At 69.1% G+C, this 18,375-nt stretch carries 15 protein-coding genes; 6 read left to right on the top strand and 9 right to left on the bottom strand.

Annotated elements, in window-relative coordinates; all coding sequences use genetic code 11:
• Positions 1-31: 31 nt before the first annotated feature.
• Positions 32-1,171, bottom strand: coding sequence for a zinc-binding alcohol dehydrogenase family protein (locus JOF42_RS06210; RefSeq protein ID WP_210097065.1), 1,140 nt, complete (start codon positions 1,169-1,171; stop codon positions 32-34).
• Between the two features lie 78 nt (positions 1,172-1,249).
• On the opposite strand from JOF42_RS06210, the gene JOF42_RS06205 reads away from it, so the two are divergent.
• The 4 genes from JOF42_RS06205 (at position 1,250) to hrpB (ending at position 6,840) form a co-directional block, all read left to right on the top strand.
• Positions 1,250-1,813 carry a TetR/AcrR family transcriptional regulator gene (locus JOF42_RS06205; protein WP_210097064.1) on the top strand — a complete coding sequence of 188 codons (564 nt, stop codon included), beginning with the start codon at positions 1,250-1,252 and terminating at the stop codon, positions 1,811-1,813.
• Positions 1,814-2,015: 202 nt separating this feature from the next.
• The gene (locus JOF42_RS06200) at positions 2,016-2,444 is read left to right on the top strand and encodes a MarR family winged helix-turn-helix transcriptional regulator (RefSeq protein ID WP_210097063.1); all 429 of its coding nucleotides are present in this window, start codon (positions 2,016-2,018) and stop codon (positions 2,442-2,444) included.
• Between the two features lie 146 nt (positions 2,445-2,590).
• The gene (locus tag JOF42_RS06195) at positions 2,591-4,195 is read left to right on the top strand and encodes an SPFH domain-containing protein (RefSeq protein ID WP_210097062.1); all 1,605 of its coding nucleotides are present in this window, start codon (positions 2,591-2,593) and stop codon (positions 4,193-4,195) included.
• 89 nt (positions 4,196-4,284) lie between these two features.
• Positions 4,285-6,840, top strand: a complete 2,556-nt coding sequence (gene hrpB / locus JOF42_RS06190; RefSeq protein WP_210097061.1) for an ATP-dependent helicase HrpB — start codon at positions 4,285-4,287, stop codon at positions 6,838-6,840.
• Between the two features lie 18 nt (positions 6,841-6,858).
• Here the strand turns inward: hrpB and JOF42_RS06185 are convergent, their stop codons facing one another.
• From JOF42_RS06185 to JOF42_RS06165, 5 genes are all read right to left on the bottom strand, one after another.
• Positions 6,859-7,593, bottom strand: a complete 735-nt coding sequence (locus JOF42_RS06185; RefSeq protein WP_210097060.1) for an ABC transporter permease — start codon at positions 7,591-7,593, stop codon at positions 6,859-6,861.
• Positions 7,590-8,366: an ABC transporter ATP-binding protein gene (locus tag JOF42_RS06180; protein WP_245340734.1), complete on the bottom strand. Its 777-nt coding sequence runs from the start codon at positions 8,364-8,366 to the stop codon at positions 7,590-7,592. The genes JOF42_RS06185 and JOF42_RS06180 overlap by 4 nt, the downstream gene beginning before the upstream one ends.
• A 130-nt stretch (positions 8,367-8,496) precedes the next feature.
• Entirely contained in the window at positions 8,497-9,093 is a 597-nt protein-coding gene (locus JOF42_RS06175; protein ID WP_210097059.1) for a TetR/AcrR family transcriptional regulator, read from the bottom strand.
• Between the two features lie 34 nt (positions 9,094-9,127).
• Entirely contained in the window at positions 9,128-9,880 is a 753-nt protein-coding gene (locus JOF42_RS06170) for an AAA family ATPase (protein WP_210097058.1), read from the bottom strand.
• 60 nt (positions 9,881-9,940) lie between these two features.
• Positions 9,941-11,437 (bottom strand): L-serine ammonia-lyase, iron-sulfur-dependent, subunit alpha, encoded by a 1,497-nt coding sequence (locus tag JOF42_RS06165; RefSeq protein WP_210097057.1) that lies wholly within the window; start codon positions 11,435-11,437, stop codon positions 9,941-9,943.
• 118 nt (positions 11,438-11,555) lie between these two features.
• Between JOF42_RS06165 and JOF42_RS06160 the strand changes: the two genes are divergently transcribed.
• The gene (locus tag JOF42_RS06160) at positions 11,556-11,873 is read left to right on the top strand and encodes a hypothetical protein (protein ID WP_210097056.1); all 318 of its coding nucleotides are present in this window, start codon (positions 11,556-11,558) and stop codon (positions 11,871-11,873) included.
• A gap of 93 nt (positions 11,874-11,966) precedes the next feature.
• Here the strand turns inward: JOF42_RS06160 and JOF42_RS06155 are convergent, their stop codons facing one another.
• Positions 11,967-13,697: an L-aspartate oxidase gene (locus JOF42_RS06155; protein ID WP_210097055.1), complete on the bottom strand. Its 1,731-nt coding sequence runs from the start codon at positions 13,695-13,697 to the stop codon at positions 11,967-11,969.
• Positions 13,698-13,768: 71 nt separating this feature from the next.
• Here JOF42_RS06155 and JOF42_RS06150 point away from each other — a divergent pair, with 71 nt between their 5' ends.
• Positions 13,769-14,701 (top strand): LysR family transcriptional regulator, encoded by a 933-nt coding sequence (locus tag JOF42_RS06150; protein WP_194762796.1) that lies wholly within the window; start codon positions 13,769-13,771, stop codon positions 14,699-14,701.
• Positions 14,702-14,707: 6 nt separating this feature from the next.
• Here the strand turns inward: JOF42_RS06150 and JOF42_RS06145 are convergent, their stop codons facing one another.
• Positions 14,708-15,754, bottom strand: coding sequence for a family 43 glycosylhydrolase (locus JOF42_RS06145; protein ID WP_210097054.1), 1,047 nt, complete (start codon positions 15,752-15,754; stop codon positions 14,708-14,710).
• Entirely contained in the window at positions 15,751-18,375 is a 2,625-nt protein-coding gene (locus JOF42_RS06140; RefSeq protein WP_210097053.1) for a family 78 glycoside hydrolase catalytic domain, read from the bottom strand. The genes JOF42_RS06145 and JOF42_RS06140 overlap by 4 nt, the downstream gene beginning before the upstream one ends.

The raw sequence follows: 18,375 nt of genomic DNA, 5'->3' as shown, positions 1-18,375 counted from the left end.
CCGCCCGACCTGGTCGTGAGGCGTCACCGGGTCAGGAGCTCGTCGGTGTCGACTCAAGGGTGACGACGAGTTTCTGCGCGGACACGCCGGCGCGAAGCGTGTCGATCGCTCCCTGAACCGCAGGGAGCCCCTCCCCCGCGATGCGGGGTCTCGGATACGCACGATGACGGCCTGAGGCGAGCGCTGCGCCGAGGTAGTCTCCCCAGACGGCGGGGCCGACGAGAGACGTCGCGATAGCGCTCCCCCAGATGAACGAGGCTCGGATCCCTCGGGCTCGGCTGCGCAGTTGCAGCATCGCCGTTCGCGTTCCCAGGCGCAGGAACAGGCGCATCCGGGTCAGGGAGAGGCCAGGTCGACGGGGCTGTTCGTAGAAGGAGACAGGAGGGCTCGCCATCGCGATCCGCGTGGCGCCTGTCGCGCGCGCGATACGCAGACAGGGTTCTGCCGACCCGACTGCGACGGCGAGAATGCCCGCGATGACGGATCCGTTCGCCGCCTCGACGATCCGGTCGGCTGCCTCCGGATCGTGGTAGTCGAATGCGGCCTCTGCGCCGAGTTGGCTCATCCGGTCGTGATTATGGGCGGACGCCGTCGTGATGACGCGGTAGCCGGCAGCTCGAGCCAGTTGGATCGCGTTGCCGCCGACAGCGGTCGCACCGCCCCACACCACGACGATCTCATCGCGTGGTGCGGAGTTCGCGAGGCCTGAGTAGTCCAGGCCGAGCTGCTCGCTCTCGAAGAGACCGGCGGCCGCTGTCGACACGGCCAGGGGCAACACGGCGGCTTCCTCGAAGGGCAAGGTGTCGGGCAGAGCGGCGGCGAGGGCCGCATCGACGGCGACGTAGGCCTGGAACCCGCTCTCGGAGATCGCGTCCCGGCCCTTCTCCAGACCGATCGCGTACGCGACGATGCGATCGCCGACGGAGAAGTTCGTCACCTCGGCGCCGACCCCGACCACGACGCCCGCGACGTCTTCTCCGAGGATCACCGGGTAGCGCAACCATCCGTACATGACGGCACCGTTGGACTGGATGATCGCATCGAGAGGATTCACCGCGACCGCCCGCACCTCGACGAGCAGCCGTCCGGGCTCGAGCTCGGGCATCGGTGCGTCTCGGACCACCAGGTCGGCGTAGGGGGAATCGATCCACGCCGCAGTGTTGACTCTCATATCCGTCCGCTCTTCGCAATCGATGACATCTCGTGTCATCACTGTACACCTGACGACACGTTGTGACATCATGGTCAGATGCCACGATGGTCACCGGACGCTGCACTGCGGCTCGAAGCTGCGGCGATACTCCTCTTCGAAGGACAGGGGTTCTCGGCGACGACGGTTCCGCAGATCGCCGAAGCGGCCGGTTTGACCACTCGGACGTTCTTCCGGCACTTCGCGGACAAGCGCGATGTCCTGTTCCTGCGCGATCGCGAGTTTCCGCACGCGATCAGCGACTTCATGGCGGCGGCCCCACCCGAGAGTTCGGCGCCGGCCACGGTGCGGGCCGGCCTCAGTGCGGCGGCTCGTGGCATCCAGGACTGGCGGCAACCGATCGCACGTCGTCGCAAGGTCGTCCACAGCGAGCCTGCGTTGCACGAGCGTGAGCTTCTCCAACGCCAGCATCTCGCCCGCGCGATCGAGCAATCCCTGCGTCAGCGCGGCATCGACCCTCGGCAATCGCACACGCTGGCAGCTGTAGCAGTGACGTGCTTCGACCTGGCGATGGAGCGGTGGCTCGAAGGGCCACCCGAGCTCTTGTTCGAGGAGTGCGTGACGTCCGCGTGGAACGACATCCGCGACTGCGTCGACGGGTGATCCGACTGTCCGATCACGGACCCCGAACATTTTCGTGACCAAACCGTTGCATTCGTTATCTCGCCGTTATAGAGTGATCGCACGGTGAATGTTTGCTGTGGCATACACCGCATGTGATTGCAGGACACTCTTGGTGCAAGGGACAAGGGCCGGTCGGGAGCCTCTCCGACCGGCCCTTTACTGTTGCCGTAATCTGTTCTCCATGACCGATCGCAAGCTCGCCCTCGAGGCATGGGAGAGCCTGTTCCGCGCGCAGCACGAGCTGTTCACCGAGATGAACGCCGACTTCGAGGACACGGATCTCGGTCAGGCCGAGTACGACGTGCTGCTCACGGTCACCCGCTCCCCCGGCATGTCGGCGCGACTGCGCGATGTGACGGCGAACATGCTCATCAGCCAGCCGAGCGTCTCGCGCCTGATCGACCGCATGGTCTCCCGCGGCCTGGTCTCGAAGTGCCCCGACCCGGACGACGGGCGCGGCGCTCTGATCACGGCGACCGAGGCAGGCGCGAGGGAGTTCCGCAGCGTCGCCACCGTTCATGGTCGATCGATCGCCAAGCGCATGTCTGTGCTCGACGACGCCGAGCTGAAGACGCTCCACGACTTGGCTGAGAAGCTCCGCGGTCGCTGACCCTTTCCCCGGTGCCGCAGTTCCCGAGACGGGGATTCGTGCCCCCGACGGCTCCTGCGCTTTTCTGGCAGGGTGGAGCGTGAACGCCCGCGCGGCCGCGCCGGCATCCAAGACCGCCCCCTCGGGGGGAACCAGGGAGGTCATCCATGGAGATCGCCGGAATCGTCGGCATCCTCGTCATCGTCGGAATCGCAGTCGTCGCCGCCGTCGTCGTCCTGCTCATCCTGCTGCTGTTCGCACGCAGCTGGATCAAGGTCGCGCGTGCCGATGAGGCGCTCGTCATCTCGGGACGCAAGCAGAAGGTGCAGCGCGCCGTCATCGCCGCCGACGGCACGACCAGAGACGAGATGTCGGAGTCGCCCGTCACGGTCATCGTGAACGGCAAGTCGCTGGTGAACCCCATCACGCAGCGCCACGAGATCATCTCGCTGCGCTCGCGTCAGGTCTCACTCAACGCCGAGGCCCAGTCGCTCGACAGCGTCACGCTCAACGTCGACGGCGTCGCGATCGTGAAGATCGGCTCAGACCCCATCCTCGTGCGCCGCGCCGCCGAGCGTTTCGCCTCGCAGGACAAGGCCATCGAGCAGTTCACCACCGAGCAGCTCGAGGGTGCGCTCCGCGGCATCGTCGCGACCCTCTCGGTCGTCGAGCTCATGCGAGAGCGCAAGAAGTTCTCCGACCAGATCGCCGCCGACGTCTCGCAGGAGCTCGCCGAGCAGGGTCTGATCCTCGACTCGTTCCAGATCAAGGGCATCACCGACAAGGTCGGGTACATCCAGTCGCTCGGAGCTCCCGAGATCCAGGCGAAGCGTCAGTCGGCGGAGATCTCGCAGACCAACGCCGACCGTGCGATCAACCAGAAGAACATCGCCAACCAGGAAGCCAACCTGGTCGAGCAGACCGCTCTCGACACCAACACCGCCAACGCCAACGCCGGCATCGGCCGTGCGCGCGCCGAGGCCGAGCAGGCCGAGAACCTGGCCCGCGAGCAGGCTCAGCAGGCCGTTCTGCAGCAGCAGGCCGAGAACCGTCAGGCTCAGCTCGACGCCGACGTCAAGCGCGTCGCCGACGCCCAGCGGTACGAGGCCGAGACCCGCGCACAGGCCGAGCTCTACACCCGTGAGCGTGCGGCCGAGGCCGGCGCGATCGAGCAGGTCAAGCAGGCCGAGGCCCGCACTCGCATCGCCGAGCAGCAGGCACAGGCCGACAAGGCCAAGGCCGACGGTGAGGCCGCAGCCGCGATCGCCCGTGCGACCGGTGAGGCCGACGCGCTGCGCGCCCAGGCCGAGGCGGAGTCCGAGGCCCGTCGTCTGCGTGCGAACGCCGAAGCCGACGCCATCCGCGCCGAGGGTGAGGCGCGAGCCGCAGCCGTCGAGGCCGAGGCGAAGGCCATCGCGTCGAACCAGGATGCATTCCTGTCGCAGCGCGTGCTCGATGTGCTGCCGTCGATCATGGCGGAGTTCTCGAAGGGGTACGCCGCGATCGGCAACGTGTCGATCATCGGCGGCTCGAGCGAGGACGGCGCATCGAACGTCGTCGGCGCCGACAGCGCGAAGGCGCTGAAGTCGGTGTTCGACAGCGTCAGCTCGGCCACCGGGCTCGACCTCGCGTCGATCATCCAGGGCCAGGCCGTCGGTCGCGGCATCGGGGAGGGCGTCGCTTCGGCATCCGCGCCCGCTGCTCCGACGACGCGCCGCTCGGCCCCGACCACCCCGCCGCCGCCGGCCCCGCCGGCTCCCGCAGCGGAGTAGTCAGCACACAGAACACAGCGGATGCCGCGGCCGGATCGGTCGCGGCATCCGTCGTCTCCGGCATCGTGGAGAACAGGCAGACTGGACGGATGACGCCCGCCCCCGCCTTCGACCTCGCCACCATCGGCGCAGGCTTGTCGTTCGCGGCCGCCCTGGACGAACTCTCCGGAGCGCTCGATGCCAGTCGGTCGGTGGTGGTGAGCGCTCCCCCCGGGACGGGGAAGACCACGCTCGTGCCGCCGCTCGTCGCTTCGAGGATGACGGGTCGAGTGATCGTCACCCAGCCCCGCCGCGTCGCCGCCCGAGCGGCCGCCCGGCGACTCGCTCACCTCGACGGCACACCGCTCGGCACCCGGGTGGGCTTCACCGTCCGCGGCGAGCGCTCCGCAGGACGCGAGACACGGGTCGAGTTCGTCACGGCCGGAGTGCTGCTGCGGCGCATGCTCGACGACCCGGGTCTCGACGGGGTGGGCGCCGTGATCATCGACGAGGTGCACGAGCGGGCACTCGAGACCGACCTGCTGATCGGCCTGCTCTCGGAGGTGCGCGAGCTGCGCGACGACCTCACGGTCATCGCCATGTCGGCGACCCTCGATGCGCCTCGCATCTCGGCCGTCCTCGGCACGGACGAGTACCCCGCACCGATCATCGACCACGACGTCCCCGCCTTCCCGCTCACCGAACGCTGGGCTCCGAGTCCCGTGCCCCGACTGGACGAGCGCGGGGTCACCTGGGGGTTCCTCGACCACGTCGCCGCGACCACGGCATCCGCCGCCCGGGAGCTCATCAGCGACGCCCCCGAGGCCGACGTGCTGGTGTTCGCACCGGGCGCTCGTGAGGTGTCGGAGATCGCGCGCCGCATCCGCGACACGAACGGCGCGTTCGACGTGCGCGAGCTGCACGGGCAGATCCCGGCCGCTGAGCAGGATGCCGTGATCCGAGGCCGCGCACCGGACGCTCCTGCGCGCATCATCGTCACGACGTCGCTCGCCGAGTCCTCGCTCACGGTGCCGGGCGTACGTCTGGTCGTCGACAGCTGCCTGTCGCGGCAGCCGCAGCGCGACGCCGCCCGCGGGATGACGGGCCTGGTGACCGCCGCCGCCTCCCGCTCGTCGTGTGTGCAGCGTGCGGGGCGCGCCACCCGCCAGGGCCCCGGCACGGTGATCCGCTGCGCCGACGAGCGCACCTATGCGGCGGCTCCTGCGCGTCCCGCTCCCGAGATCGCGGTGACCGACCTCGCGGATGCCACCCTGCTGCTCGCCTGCTGGGGTGCCCCTGGCGGCGCCGGTCTGCGGATGATCGACCCGCTGCCCGCTCAGAACCTGGCCGATGCGACCGAGGTGCTGCGCAGTCTCGGAGCGATCGACGACGAGGGGCGCGCCACCGCGGAGGGCCGCATCCTGGCTCGTATCCCTACCGATCCGCGGCTCGCCCGCGCTCTGCGCGACGGCAGCCCCGTGGTCGGGACTCGACTCGCCGCCGAGGTCGTCGCTCTCCTGGGTGGCGACCTGCGCATCGCCGAAGCCGACATCGCCCAGGCGATCATCGCGCTGCGAGGCGGTCGCGCCCCTGATGCCCGCCGCTGGCGCACCGATGCCGATCGTCTCGAGCGCATGGTCGCGGCGACGCCGGGCGCGCGCTCGGGCCTCGATGGGGTCGGCCTCGTGATCGCGCTGGCCTTCCCCGAGCGGATAGCCCACCGCGTCGAACGCACCGCCGAGGGTGCGACGTTCCTGCTGGCATCCGGCACCCGCGCAGGAGTGCGTGGACCGCTCGCGGCGGTCGAGTGGCTCGCTGTCGCCGACGTCGCGCGCGCCTCGGCCCGTGCGGCAGCGGGATCCGGCGCGATCATCCGATCCGCGGCTGTGCTCACCGAGACGCAGATCGAGAGCGCCGCGAGTCACCTCATGACCGACCGCGTCGAGGCACAGTTCGCCGCGGGCCGCGTCCAGGCGCGACGCGAACGACGCCTCGGTGCGATCCTGCGCTCCTCGTCACCGGTGCGCGCATCGGCCCAGGAGGGGCGGGATGCCGTGCGCCGGGCGATCCGACGAGATGGCCTCGGCATGCTGTCGTGGTCCGAAGGCGCCGACGGCCTCCGTCGCCGTCTGGCTCTGGTGAGACGAGAATTCGGCGATCCCTGGCCCGATGTCTCGGATACCGGGCTCACCGAGGCGGTCGATGTCTGGCTGGCGCCGGAGCTCGATGCCCTCGCGGGTGGCGCGCCCGCGAGCCGGCTGGATCTGACGTCGGCTCTTCGCCGACTGCTCCCCTGGCCTGACGCGACGCGCCTCGACGAGCTCGTTCCCGACCGGCTGGAGGTGCCCACCGGCTCCCGCATCCGCATCGACTACCCGCCACACGACGATGCGACCGCGCGTCCTGTCGTCGCAGTGAAGCTGCAGGAGTGCTTCGGCTGGGCGGAGACCCCGCGGCTGGTCGACGGTCGCGTGCCGGTGCTGTTCCACCTGCTGTCTCCCGCAGGGCGTCCGCTCGCGGTCACCGACGACCTCGCCTCGTTCTGGTCGGGCCCGTACTCCCAGGTGCGCGCCGAGATGCGCGGACGCTACCCGAAGCATCCGTGGCCGGAGGACCCCTGGGCCGCGGTGCCGACCAGGCACACCAAGAACCGCTCCGCGCGCTGAGTGGTTCTCGAGCAGGTCTCAGGGTGTGCGGCGCCGCAGAGTCAGCGACGCGAGCACGAGCGCGCCGACCCCGAACGCGACGACCACCAGTAGCGGTCCGTAGACGTCCCACCCGTCGTCGCCTGCGGTCACTGCGTTGATCGTGTCGATCGCGTAGCTCAGAGGCAGCCAGTCCGAGATCGCGTGCAGCACGTCGGGCATCTGGTCGCGCGGCATGAAGAGCCCGCCGAGGATGATCTGCGGGAAGACCAGCAGGGGCATGAACTGCACGGCCTGGAACTCTGTCTGGGCGAACGCGCTCGCAAGCAGACCGAGCGCCGTGCCGAGAAGCGCGTCGACCACCGCGACGAGTCCGAGCTGCCACAGTTCGCCCTCGACGTCGAGACCACACACTCCGACCGCGAACGACACGGTGATCACGGCCTGCAGCAGCGCCATGAGGCCGAACGCCAGGGCGTACCCGAGGATGAAGTCGGCCTTGCCCAGGGGCGTCGTCATCAGCCGCTCGAGCGTGCACGAACGCCGCTCTCGCAGAGTCGTGATCGACGTGATCAGGAACATCACGATGAAGGGGAACAGTGCGAGGATCGCACCGCCGAACTGATCGAACACTCCGTCCTGGTCGCTGAACAACCAGGCGAAGAGACCCACGAGCAGGCTCGGGGCGATGAGCATCAGAGCGATCGAGCGTGGGTCGTGGCGCAGCTGGCCGAGTACCCGTGCGGCGGTCGCGAGCATCCGTCGGCCGTTCATTGCGCCGTCCCCCGTCGCTCGCGCCGTGTGGCGGGCGGTGCATGGCCCTCGTGCTCACGGCTGTCTCGTTCGATCAGGGCGAGAAACGCCGCATCGGGGTCTGCGGTGCCGGTGTCAGCGAGCAGCGCGGAAGGATTCGTGTCGGCGATGATGCGCCCGCTCCTCATCAGCACGAGTCGATCGCACCGCAGCGCCTCGTCCATCACATGGCTCGACACGATCATCGTGACTCCGCGTTCAGCGAGCCCTCGGAACAGGTCCCAGAGCTCGACACGCAGCACCGGATCGAGGCCGACGGTCGGCTCGTCGAGCACGATGAGCTCCGGCGTGCCGATGAGGGCCATCGCCAGCGAGATCCGCGTGGTCTGACCCCCGCTGAGCGATTCGACGAGCTGACCGGCCTGCGCGCCGAGCCCGACCTCCTCGATGACCCGGTCGACATCGCCCTTCGGCGCCTTCAGCACCGCGGCGAGATACGAGAGGTTCTGTCGCACGGTGAGGTCGCCGTACACGGCCGCGCCCTGCGTGCCGTACGCCACCCGGTGTCGCAGCTGTCGAGAGCCGCCGGGCTCCCCCAGCACTGTCACCGTGCCGTCGGCGATCCGCTGCACCCCGACGATCGAGCGCATGAGCGTCGTCTTGCCGCACCCGGACGGCCCCAGCAGGCCCGTGATCTCACCGCGCGGGATCGTCAGGTCGATGCCGTCGAACACCGCGGTCTTCCCCCGGCGCACACGGAGTCCCGTGATCTCCACCGCCGTGTTATTCATCATGTGATGAATTATGCGCGCGGAGGTGACGGAGGTCAATGGGTTCGCGGTGCGTTCATGCGTGCCGGGCACAGCTCCCATCGGCACGCTCGCGGACAGAGCGGGACGGACCGTGGAATCGCGGGTGTCCGGACTACTCGAACAGGTAGCGCTGCACCGTGGGGCCGACGTGCGAGACGATGTCGTCGACGGATGCCGTGGCGATCGGCGCGAGCTTCAGCACGTACCGGGTGAGCAGCAGACCAGCGATCTGCGAGGCGACGAGGGTGGCGCGCAGATCGGCATCCGCGACCCCGATCGACTTCGCGATCTTGCCGATGAGCTCGCGCGCGAGAAACTCTGCCAGCAGCGGCGTCGTGAGCCGGCTGCCGATCGCGGTGCGGATGAGCATGACTCCGCGGCGGCGGATGTCCGGCTGCTCGAACGCCTCGAGCACGTAGCGCACGAGACGCTCCCCGACGGCGTCACGCGGACCCGCCACGATGGCGGGCACGTCGATGTCGGGGCGCAGCGGGATCCCGACCGCCTCGGCGAACAGGTCGGCCTTGGTGCCGAAGTAGTGGTGTACGAGAGCGGAGTCGACGTCGGCGCGGGTGGCGATCGAACGGATCGTCGAGCCGTCGTAGCCGTGCTCGCCGAACTCGTCGACGGCGGCGGCGATGATGCGTTCGCGTGAGTCGGAGACGCCGCGGGGACGCCCGCGCTTCTTCGGCACACGCTGCTCGGTCATGGCGCCAGCCTACGACGACGACCAGGCGGCGTCGTCAGTCGAGCAGATGCCGCAGGTACCGAGGTGGGTCCTGCAGGAACGAGCGCCAGTGGTTCACCAGCTCGAGATCGTTCCACTCTGCCGGGCGGATGCCCCACTCGCCGACCTCGAGGATCTGTGCACCGGGAAGTGCGGCGAGCACCGGCGAGTGCGTGGCGCACAGCACCTGCCCTCCGTCGTCGACGATCCGCTGCATCACAGCGATCAGCGCGAGCGTCGACTGGAACGACAGCGCGGCCTCGGGCTCGTCGAGACAGTAGAAACCGGGCGAGTCGAAACGGCTGTCGAGCAGCGCGAGGAAGGACTCCCCGTGGCTCATCTCGTGGAACGGCACGTCGCCACTCGGCGACGGATTCTCTTCGAGGTACGTGTAGAACGAGTGCATCGTCTCGGCCCGCAGGAAGAAGCCCCACCGATCGGCACCGACGCCTCGCTGCAATCGCAGCCACTCCGACAGGGGCGATTCGGTGGCTCGCGTGCTGTGCCTGGCGAAGCGCGAGCCGCCCTCGGGCGAGAGGCCGTAGGCGATCGCGATGCCCTCGACGATCGTCGACTTGCCGCTGCCGTTCTCGCCGACCAGAAACGTCACGCCGGGAGACAGTTCCATCCCCTCGCGCAGCACCTGGGCGACGGCGGGGATGCTCGTGGGCCAGAGCCGACCGGGCTCGGGAGCGTCGTCATTCGCGCTCACCGCCACGACCGGCTGCTCGCGCCGCCGACGACTGCCCGGTGTCCAGATCGATTCCATGCTCGCCTCCCTCTGCAGAAGGCTAGCCGCGGTCGCCGACACGGCCGCGGAGCCGTCGGCTCAGCACTCGATGACGTTGACCGCGAGGCCGCCCTCACTGGTCTCCTTGTACTTCGTCGACATGTCGATGCCGGTCTGACGCATGGTCTCGACGACGGCGTCCAGCGAGACGTAGTGACTGCCGTCGCCGCGAAGGGCGAGGCGTGTCGCCGTGACCGCGGTCGAGGCGGCGATCGCGTTGCGCTCGATGCACGGGATCTGCACGAGACCGCCGATGGGGTCGCACGTGAGTCCGAGGTGGTGCTCCATCGCGATCTCGGCGGCGTTCTCGATCTGCCGATTCGTGCCGCCCATCACGGCGGTCAGGCCGCCGGCGGCCATCGCGCACGCCGAGCCGACCTCGGCCTGGCATCCGCCCTCCGCCCCCGAGATCGACGCGTTCGCCTTGAACAGGGAACCCAGCGCGGTGGCGGTCAGCAGGAAGCGCCGGATGCCGCGGCGTCGGTTCGCCTCGGCGACCGCGTCGGGGTCGTCGATCGCTCCGACCGCGACGAGCGACGCCTCCGCGCCGAAGCCGAGCAACGCGCTCCCGACGAGCTCGCCGTACGGGGTGACCGCATTGCCGGCTCCGAGGCCGGAATCGGCCAGGAACCGCCACCAGTACATCGCGACGGCGGGAAGGATGCCGGCGGCGCCGTTCGTCGGCGCCGTGACGACCCGCCCACCGGCCGCGTTCTCTTCGTTGACGGCGAGCGCGAAGGCCCCCAGCCACTCGCCGGGAAGTTCGCGATGCCCACCGGCCTCGGCCTCTTCGAGCTGACCGCGGATCGCGCTCGCGCGGCGCTTGACCTTGAGCATCCCGGGGAGCACGCCGTCGGAGTGCAGGCCGTTGTCGACGCAGGAGGCCATCGCATCCCAGATCGCGTCGAGTCCCGCGGCGACGTCCTCTTCCGAGCGCTGCGCGGTCTCGTTCAGGCGGGCGATCTCAGCGATCGACAGCCCGTGTTCGTCGCACAGCGCGAGCAGCGATGCGGCGTCCGCATACGAGTACGGCAGCGGAGCCGTCGAGATCGCCGCCTCCTCACCATCGCGACGGATGAACCCGCCGCCGACGGAGTAGTAGGTCTCCTCCGCCACGATCTGCCCGTCGGCATCCCCTGCGACGAGCGTCATGGCGTTGGGGTGGCCGGGCAGGCGGGTGCGCGGCTCGAACACGATGTCGGTCTTGGAGAACGGGATCTCGTGCACGCCGTCGATCCGTACAGTCGCCCCCTCGCGCAGATCGGTCCAGGCGGAGCGCACCTCCGACGGATCGCAGGTCTCGGGAGCGAGTCCGCGGAGTCCCGCGACGACGGCATCGGGCGTTCCGTGTCCGATTCCCGTGGCTCCGAGGGAGCCGTAGAGGGTGCAGCTCACGCGTGCGACGCGTGTGATCGCTCCGGTCGACCGCAGGCGGTGGGCGAACTCGAGAGCGGCCCGCATCGGCCCGACCGTGTGGGAACTCGAGGGGCCCACTCCGATGGAGAAGAGATCGAAGGCCGAGACGTACGCTGTCACCTCCCCAGCGTACGTCGTGAACCGTCGTACAGACGATCCCGACGCCGCCGTCAAGCCCCTTCATCCCCGCGCGTCGACGCCTCAAGCTGGTGACGCACTCGATGCGAAAGGGACGATCATGACGAACAGCACACCCGCCCAGGACCCGACGGCAGACCTCGACCCCGAGGCCCAGACGCCGACCCCGACCCCGTCGTCCGGCGACGCCGGGGAGTTCAAGACCCCGGGGCAGAGCACGGACGCACCCGCAGAGGCCGAGTCGCCCGAAGACGCCGATCCGTCGGAGATCCCCGCCGACGACGAGCTCGAAGAGCCCAGCACCGAGAAGGACCCGTCGGAGGAGCCGAAGGCCCCGACACGCAACGACCCCGAGCCCGACCATGAAGCGGTCGGGATCGGGGTCATCGACGGTCCGGAGACCGACGAGGGCGACTGAGCGACTCCTACCCCGCTCCCGCCGCGAGCCCTGCCGCCGGAGGGCGATCACGTCGACAGGGCCCGCGCCGGGAGCGGGGGCGGATGCCGACTACTACTCGACGAGCTTGCCCTCGGTGTCGACCTCGCGCATGAGCTCCGCGATCTCCGCGGGGATCTCGGGGATCGGCTCGTGCGTCACTCCGCCGGTGGGCGACCACACCAGGTTGACCTGCAGCGTGGGGTCGGTGTCGGGGTAGTCGCTGCGGTTGTGGCATCCGCGTGTCTCCCGACGTTCCAGCGCCGCCTCGATCGTGGCGCGGGCGGCGAGCACCGACGCTTTGAGATCGAAAGCGTGGGCGAGGTCCTGGAACCCGGCGATGTCGGGGTGGATGCCGATGTCCTCCATCCGCCCCTCGATCATGTCGAGGTCGGCGAGGCCCGCTCGCAGTCCCTCCTCGGAACGCACCACGCCCGCGTGCTGGGTCATGGTGTTGCGGATCGCGCGTTGCAAGGCCCTCACGTTCTCACGACCGTCCGCGGCGAGCAGGTCGTCGATCTCGGCGCGGGCCTGAGCCACGGCATCCGCCGACCGGCGCTGGGCGTCGAGACCCGCCGCATGTTCCATCGCGGCCTGACCGACGATGCGGCCGTAGACGAGCAGCTCGATCAGTGAGTTGCCGCCGAGCCTGTTCGCCCCGTGCAGTCCGCTGGAGGCCTCGCCGATCGCATAGAGCCCGTCGACATCGGTCTGGTGGTCCTCCGGACGCACCCACACACCACCCATCGAGTAGTGCGCGGTGGGCGCGATCTCGATCGGATCGGTGGTGATGTCGAGCATCTGCAGCTCCATCATCGTCTGGTAGACGCGGGGCAGCCGGGTCATGATCGTCTCGCGCGGCAGGTGCGAGACGTCGAGCCAGACGCCGCCGTTCTCGGTGCCTCGCCCCTCGGCGATCTCCGTATACGCGGCGAGCGCGACGCGGTCGCGGGTCGACAGCTCCATGCGCTCGGGGTCGTACTTCGACATGAACCGCTCGCCGAGCGCATTGCGCAGGATGCCGCCCTCACCGCGCGCCGCCTCGGAGATGAGGGTGCCTGCGGCGTTCTCGGGCTCGATGATGCCTGACGGGTGGAACTGCACGAGCTCGGGGTCACGCAGTCGCGCACCGGCCTCGACCGCGAGGCGGAACGAGTCGCCGGTGTTCTCGTCGCGGCGAGACGACGTCCGGCGCCAGATGCGGTTGTGTCCGCCGGCCGCGAGGATCACGGCATCCGCGTGGATCAGGTAGCGCGTGCCGTCGGACTGGTCGAACCCGTAGGCGCCGAACACGACGTTGTCGCGCACGAGCAGGCGCGTGATGTACACGTGGTCGAGGATCGGCACCTCGAGCTGTTCGGCCTTGGCCACGAGCGTGCGCTGGATCTCGAGGCCGGTGTAGTCACCGGCGAACGCGGTGCGACGGAAGGTGTGCGCTCCGAAGAACCGCTGCGAGATGCGGCCGTCGTCTTCTCGGGCGAAGTCCATGCCCCAGCGTTCGAGGTCGCGGATGCCGCGCTCGGCGCCCTGCGTCACGATCTCGACCGTGTGGGGGTTGGCGAGCAGGTAGCTCTCCTTGATGGTGTCGGCGGCGTGCTGCTGCCAGCTGTCGCCTTCGTCCATGGTTCCGAGAGCGGCGTTGATGCCGCCGGCGGCAAGAGAGGTGTGGGCATCCTGTCGGGGGCGTTTGCCGACGGCGAGGACGTCGATGCCGTGTTCGGCGATCTCGATCGCCGCGCGCAGCCCGGATCCGCCGGTCCCGATGACGAGGACCGTGGTGGAGATCTGACGTTCGCGAGTACTCATGCATTTCACGCTAGTTAGGGCGTCCTAATAACTCCAATGCATAGTTCTACTGGAATCGATAGACTGCAGACATGAACCTCGAGCAGCTCCGCGGGTTCGTCGAGGTCGCCCGCCTCGGCCATTTCACCCGCGCCTCCGAGTCGCTGCACCTCGCGCAGCCATCGCTGAGTCGGCAGATCTCGACGCTCGAGCGCGAGCTCGGCGCCGAGCTCTTCCACCGCGCGCGCGGGCACATCGCGCTCACGGCAGCGGGCGAGGCGCTGCTCCCCCGCGCCCAGCGGATGCTCGCCGAGGCAGAGGCCATCCGTGACGAGATGGGTGAGCTCGCGGGGCTCCGTCGGGGGCGTGTGCGGCTCGGTGCTCCGCCGACCCTCTGCATCAGCCTCGTCGCCGAGGCGATCAGCGCGTTCCACGCGGCCCACCCCGGTGTCGACCTGCACCTCGACGAGAGCGGGTCACGGCTGCTGGTCGACCAGCTCGCGGTCGGCGCCGTCGACATCGCACTGATCACCGAGTCGACGGGCCCGCCCCCGTCGGGGTTCAGTCTCACGCGCATGCCTCTGCTCACCGAGGAACTGGTCGTGGTCTCCGCGGCATCCCAGCCTCCCGTCGCGATCACGCCCGCGATCGGTCTCGAGCATCTCGCCACGCTCCCACTGATCGCCCTCGACGAGACCTACGAGCTGCGCGCGACCACCGACGCCGCGTTCCGCTCGGCGGGCATCACCCCGAATCACGTCCTGGAGGGGGCGGAGATGGATGCCGTGCTTCGCTTCGTCGAACGCGGGGTGGGCGTGGCCGTGGTTCCGGCGATGGTGCTGTTCGACCAGCCGGCGCTCCGCTCGGTGCGACTCACGCATCCGATGATGAGGCGCACCGTGAGTCTCGCGCATCGCGCGGATGTCACTCCTGCGGTCGCCGTCGCCGCGATGCGCGATGTGATCCTCACCACCGCCGCCGACTACGCGCGACGAGACCCCGCGATCACCAGCCTGCTCGACTGATCCGACTCAGGCGTCCTCGTATTCGTCGGGCGACCACTCCTCTCGCCACTCGATGATCGGGCGATCGCCGGCGAAACGGATCGGCAGCCAGACGTAGTCGGCGATCGAGGTGTCGACGTAGGCGAACTCCTCCATCGGCTCATCGCCGTCCCTCCCCGGTGCGAAGTGCTCGATGAATGCCTGACGAGCGCGATCGCCGTGCTCGAGGTATCGCGGGAGCCAACGGTCGGCGATCGCGATGTAGAGGTCCTTCTTGCCCGGGTGGCGGAACACCGACGAGATCTGCGAATGGAACGACGTGCGCGAATCATCGTCGGGGTGCAGGTCGCCGAGCACCTCGAACGGGCCGTGATAGCTGCGCGAGACCGCCGATTCCGAGGGGTTCGGGTAATACCCGGTCGTGCCGGAGGTCAGCAGATAGTGCAGGCCGCCCCTCTGGAAATGGGCGGGCGCCTCTCGCACGAAGGGAGGCTGCGGCTGGGGGAAGTGCGTCGAGTAGTACCCGGTGACGTCGGTGTAGTCGCTGGTGAGATCGGCGCAGATCATCTCGGAGTGCACCCGCTCGAAGTAGTAGTACCCCTTGCCGTCGTGCGGGTCGACGACCAGATCGAAGTCGCCGGCGCTCATGTCGAGGGGTCGCAGCCAGGTGCGCTGGATCTCGTACGGACCGAGGATGCTGTCGGCGGTGAGTACCGTCGAGCGCTGCACCGACCCCTTCGTCATCACCTTCACCCAGCACACGAACTTTCCGGTCTCGGCGTTGAAGATGATGTGCGGACGATCGAGGCCCTGCGCCGGATGCAGCGGCGAGGACTCGTCATCCTCGTCGGGCGGGATGATGACACCGCGGTCGTCCCAGTTGACGAGGTCGGTCGACGAGTAGCACCGCACGCCCCAGTGCCAGACGCCGCTGCCGGGGGTGGAGAACTCCTTGTTCTCGCCGTACCAGTAGTGCACGCCGTCGACCGTGAGGACGGATCCGCCATGCGCATGGATGCGCTCGCCCTTCGTGTCGAGCCACACCTGCCCCGGTCGGATGTGCTGCTGCGTCATGCTGCTCCCTCAGTCTCGAGGACGGGTTCGGGTCGGCGCCAGCCGAAGAACGGGCGCTCGGGGTCGTCGTCGACGGACCGGAATGTGGTGGTGAACGAGTGTCGGCCGGGGCCGACGGGAACCTGCTCATCCGACCCCGGCAGCACCAGCACGCCGGCGGAGGCCGCAGGCACCTCGAGCTCGATCGACAGCTTCTCGCCCTCGCGCTTCCACGAGATCGACGCAGCACCTCGCACGCTGTCGTACCGGGCACTCGCGTGGTCGAGACCTCCACCGGGCCGCGGCTCGAAGCGGATGCGCTCCCAGCCCGGCGCATCGGCTGCGAGCCCCGCCACCGCACGGTGGAGGAAGTCCGCGACGGCACCGAGCGCGTAGTGGTTGAAGGACGTCATGTCACCGGGGTTGATCGACCCGTCGGGGAGCATGCTGTCCCATCGCTCCCAGATCGTCGTCGCCCCCATGCTGACCGGGTACAGCCACGAGGGCAGCTCGTCCTGCAGCAGCAGGTGATAGGCGTAGTCCATGCCCCCGGCGCGCACGAGCGCATCGCAGATGATCGGCGTCCCGACGAACCCCGTCGAGATGTGGAACCCGCCGGCACCGACCAACTCCTGCAGCCGGGCTCCGGCACGGACCACCTGCTCGTCGTTCTCGAGCAGGTCGAAGACCAGCGCGACGGCGATGGAGGTGGGGGTGTCGCTGACGACGCGTCCGGTGTCGCTGAGGAACTCGTTCTGGAACGCCCGTGCCGCGCGATCGGCGATCGCGCGATAGTGCGCGGCATCCGCCGTCTCGCCGAGCAGCGCTGCCGTGTCCGCCACGATGCGCGCCGTACGCACGTGATATGCGGTCGCGACCAGGTACTTGTCGGTGTGCGACTTGCCCGGGTCCTCGGGCGGCGCGGTCGGGTCGAGCCAGTCTCCCAGCTGGAAGCCGGTGTTCCAGAGTCCGGTGTGGCCGGTGAGGTCGTCGACGAGGTCGACCCAGCCGCGCATGCTGGCGTACTGGTCGGCGAGGATGCGCAGATCGCCGTCGTTGCGATACATCTCCCACGGCACGATCACGGCCGCGTCGCCCCAGGCAGCGGTGGGGAAGTTCGGGAAGCCGCACTCCACCCAGGGCACGAAGTTGGGCACGTGCCCCTGGTCGGCCTGCTCGAATGCGAGGTCGCGCAGCCATCCGGTGAGGGTGCCATGCGCGGCGAACAGCCGAAGAGCCGTCGGTGCGAACACCTGGATGTCGCCCGTCCACCCCACCCGCTCGTCACGCTGCGGGCAGTCGGTCGGCAGATCGACGAAGTTGTCGCGCATGCTCCAGACGACGTTGGAGTGTAGCCGGTCAAGTCCCTCATTCGACGACTCGAACCACCCCGTGCGGCGCATTCCGGTGTGGATCACGACCGCTTCGACGTCTCCGTCGCGCAGTTCGCCCGGCCAGTTCTCGAGCTCGGCGTACTGGAATCCATGGATCGTGAACCGAGGACTGTAGATCTCCTCGCCGATCCCCGCGGCCGTGTAGCTATCGACCGAGGTCGCCGCGCGCAGCGGGCGGGTGCCGAGCTCTCCGTTCTCGATCACCTCCGCGTGGTGCAGCGTCACCGTGTGCCCGGCATCCGCTCGGACCCGGATGCGCAGGACGCCCGAGATGTTCTGACCGAAATCGAGGCGGATGCGCCCGCTCGGCTGGCGTGTGATCGCCGCCGGCCGAAGGGTCTCGGTCTCCTGCACGGGCAGCGCGGTGGGCGGTTCGATCGCCGCACGGAAGTCGGTTCGGGGCAGCGTGACCGCCGGCGTCCAGCCCGAGGCGTCGAACTCCGGTGCGGACCATCCGTCCTGCGCGAGCCGGGCGTCGAAGGCCTCCCCCTCGTACAGACCGACCGAGGTGATCGGCGACGGCGCTGCACTCCAGGTGAGCGGCACGTGATGTGTCGTGCCGTCTGCCGTGGTGACCTCGAGCTGCGCGAGCAGGGCGACGTCGGATCCGTAGATGTCCCAGACCCCGCCGTCGAAGCCGATGTGACCTCGGTACCAGCCGTCGGCGAGCCAGGCGCCGAGCACGTTCTCGCCACCGCGCAACGCCGCGGTCACGTCGTGCGTCTGATAGCGGACGCGGTGGCTGTAGCTCGTCCACCCCGGCGCCAGCACGTCGTCGCCGATGCGCTCTCCGTTGACCTCGAGCTCATAGACGCCGTGCGCGGTCGAGTAGACCCGCGCCCGTGCGATGTCCTCGGGCAGCGCCCCCTCGGCGATGACGGCCCGCAACAGGTATGCCGGCCGGGGCGAGTCACGGTCGGCTGCGACCGACGGCGACACGAAGTCCACCTGCCAGTCATCGCCGAGACCGGCCTCGATCCTCATCGGCTCGCTCCAGGACTCGGCGTCCGAGGCGCGGATACGCAGTTCGCCTCCGTCTCGCGGAGCCAGGGGTGCGAAAGGCCATGCGATGAGCTGGGTCGTCGTGACCTGCGCGGTCTGTGCCGCGCCGCCCTCGAGGGTGAACTCCACCTCGAACGCCGACGCCACGGCATCCGCCACGAAGGATATCCGCGGTTCAGCCTCTCCGATCCCGACGGTTGCCCCGCCTCGCCTGTTCTCCAGCCAGATCTCGATGATGTTCGTCAT

The sequence above is a fragment of the Microbacterium phyllosphaerae genome (assembly GCF_017876435.1).
Lineage (GTDB): Bacteria > Actinomycetota > Actinomycetes > Actinomycetales > Microbacteriaceae > Microbacterium > Microbacterium phyllosphaerae.
The sequence above is the reverse complement of the archived record's forward strand: the minus strand, read 5'-3'. Positions and strand labels throughout refer to the sequence as shown.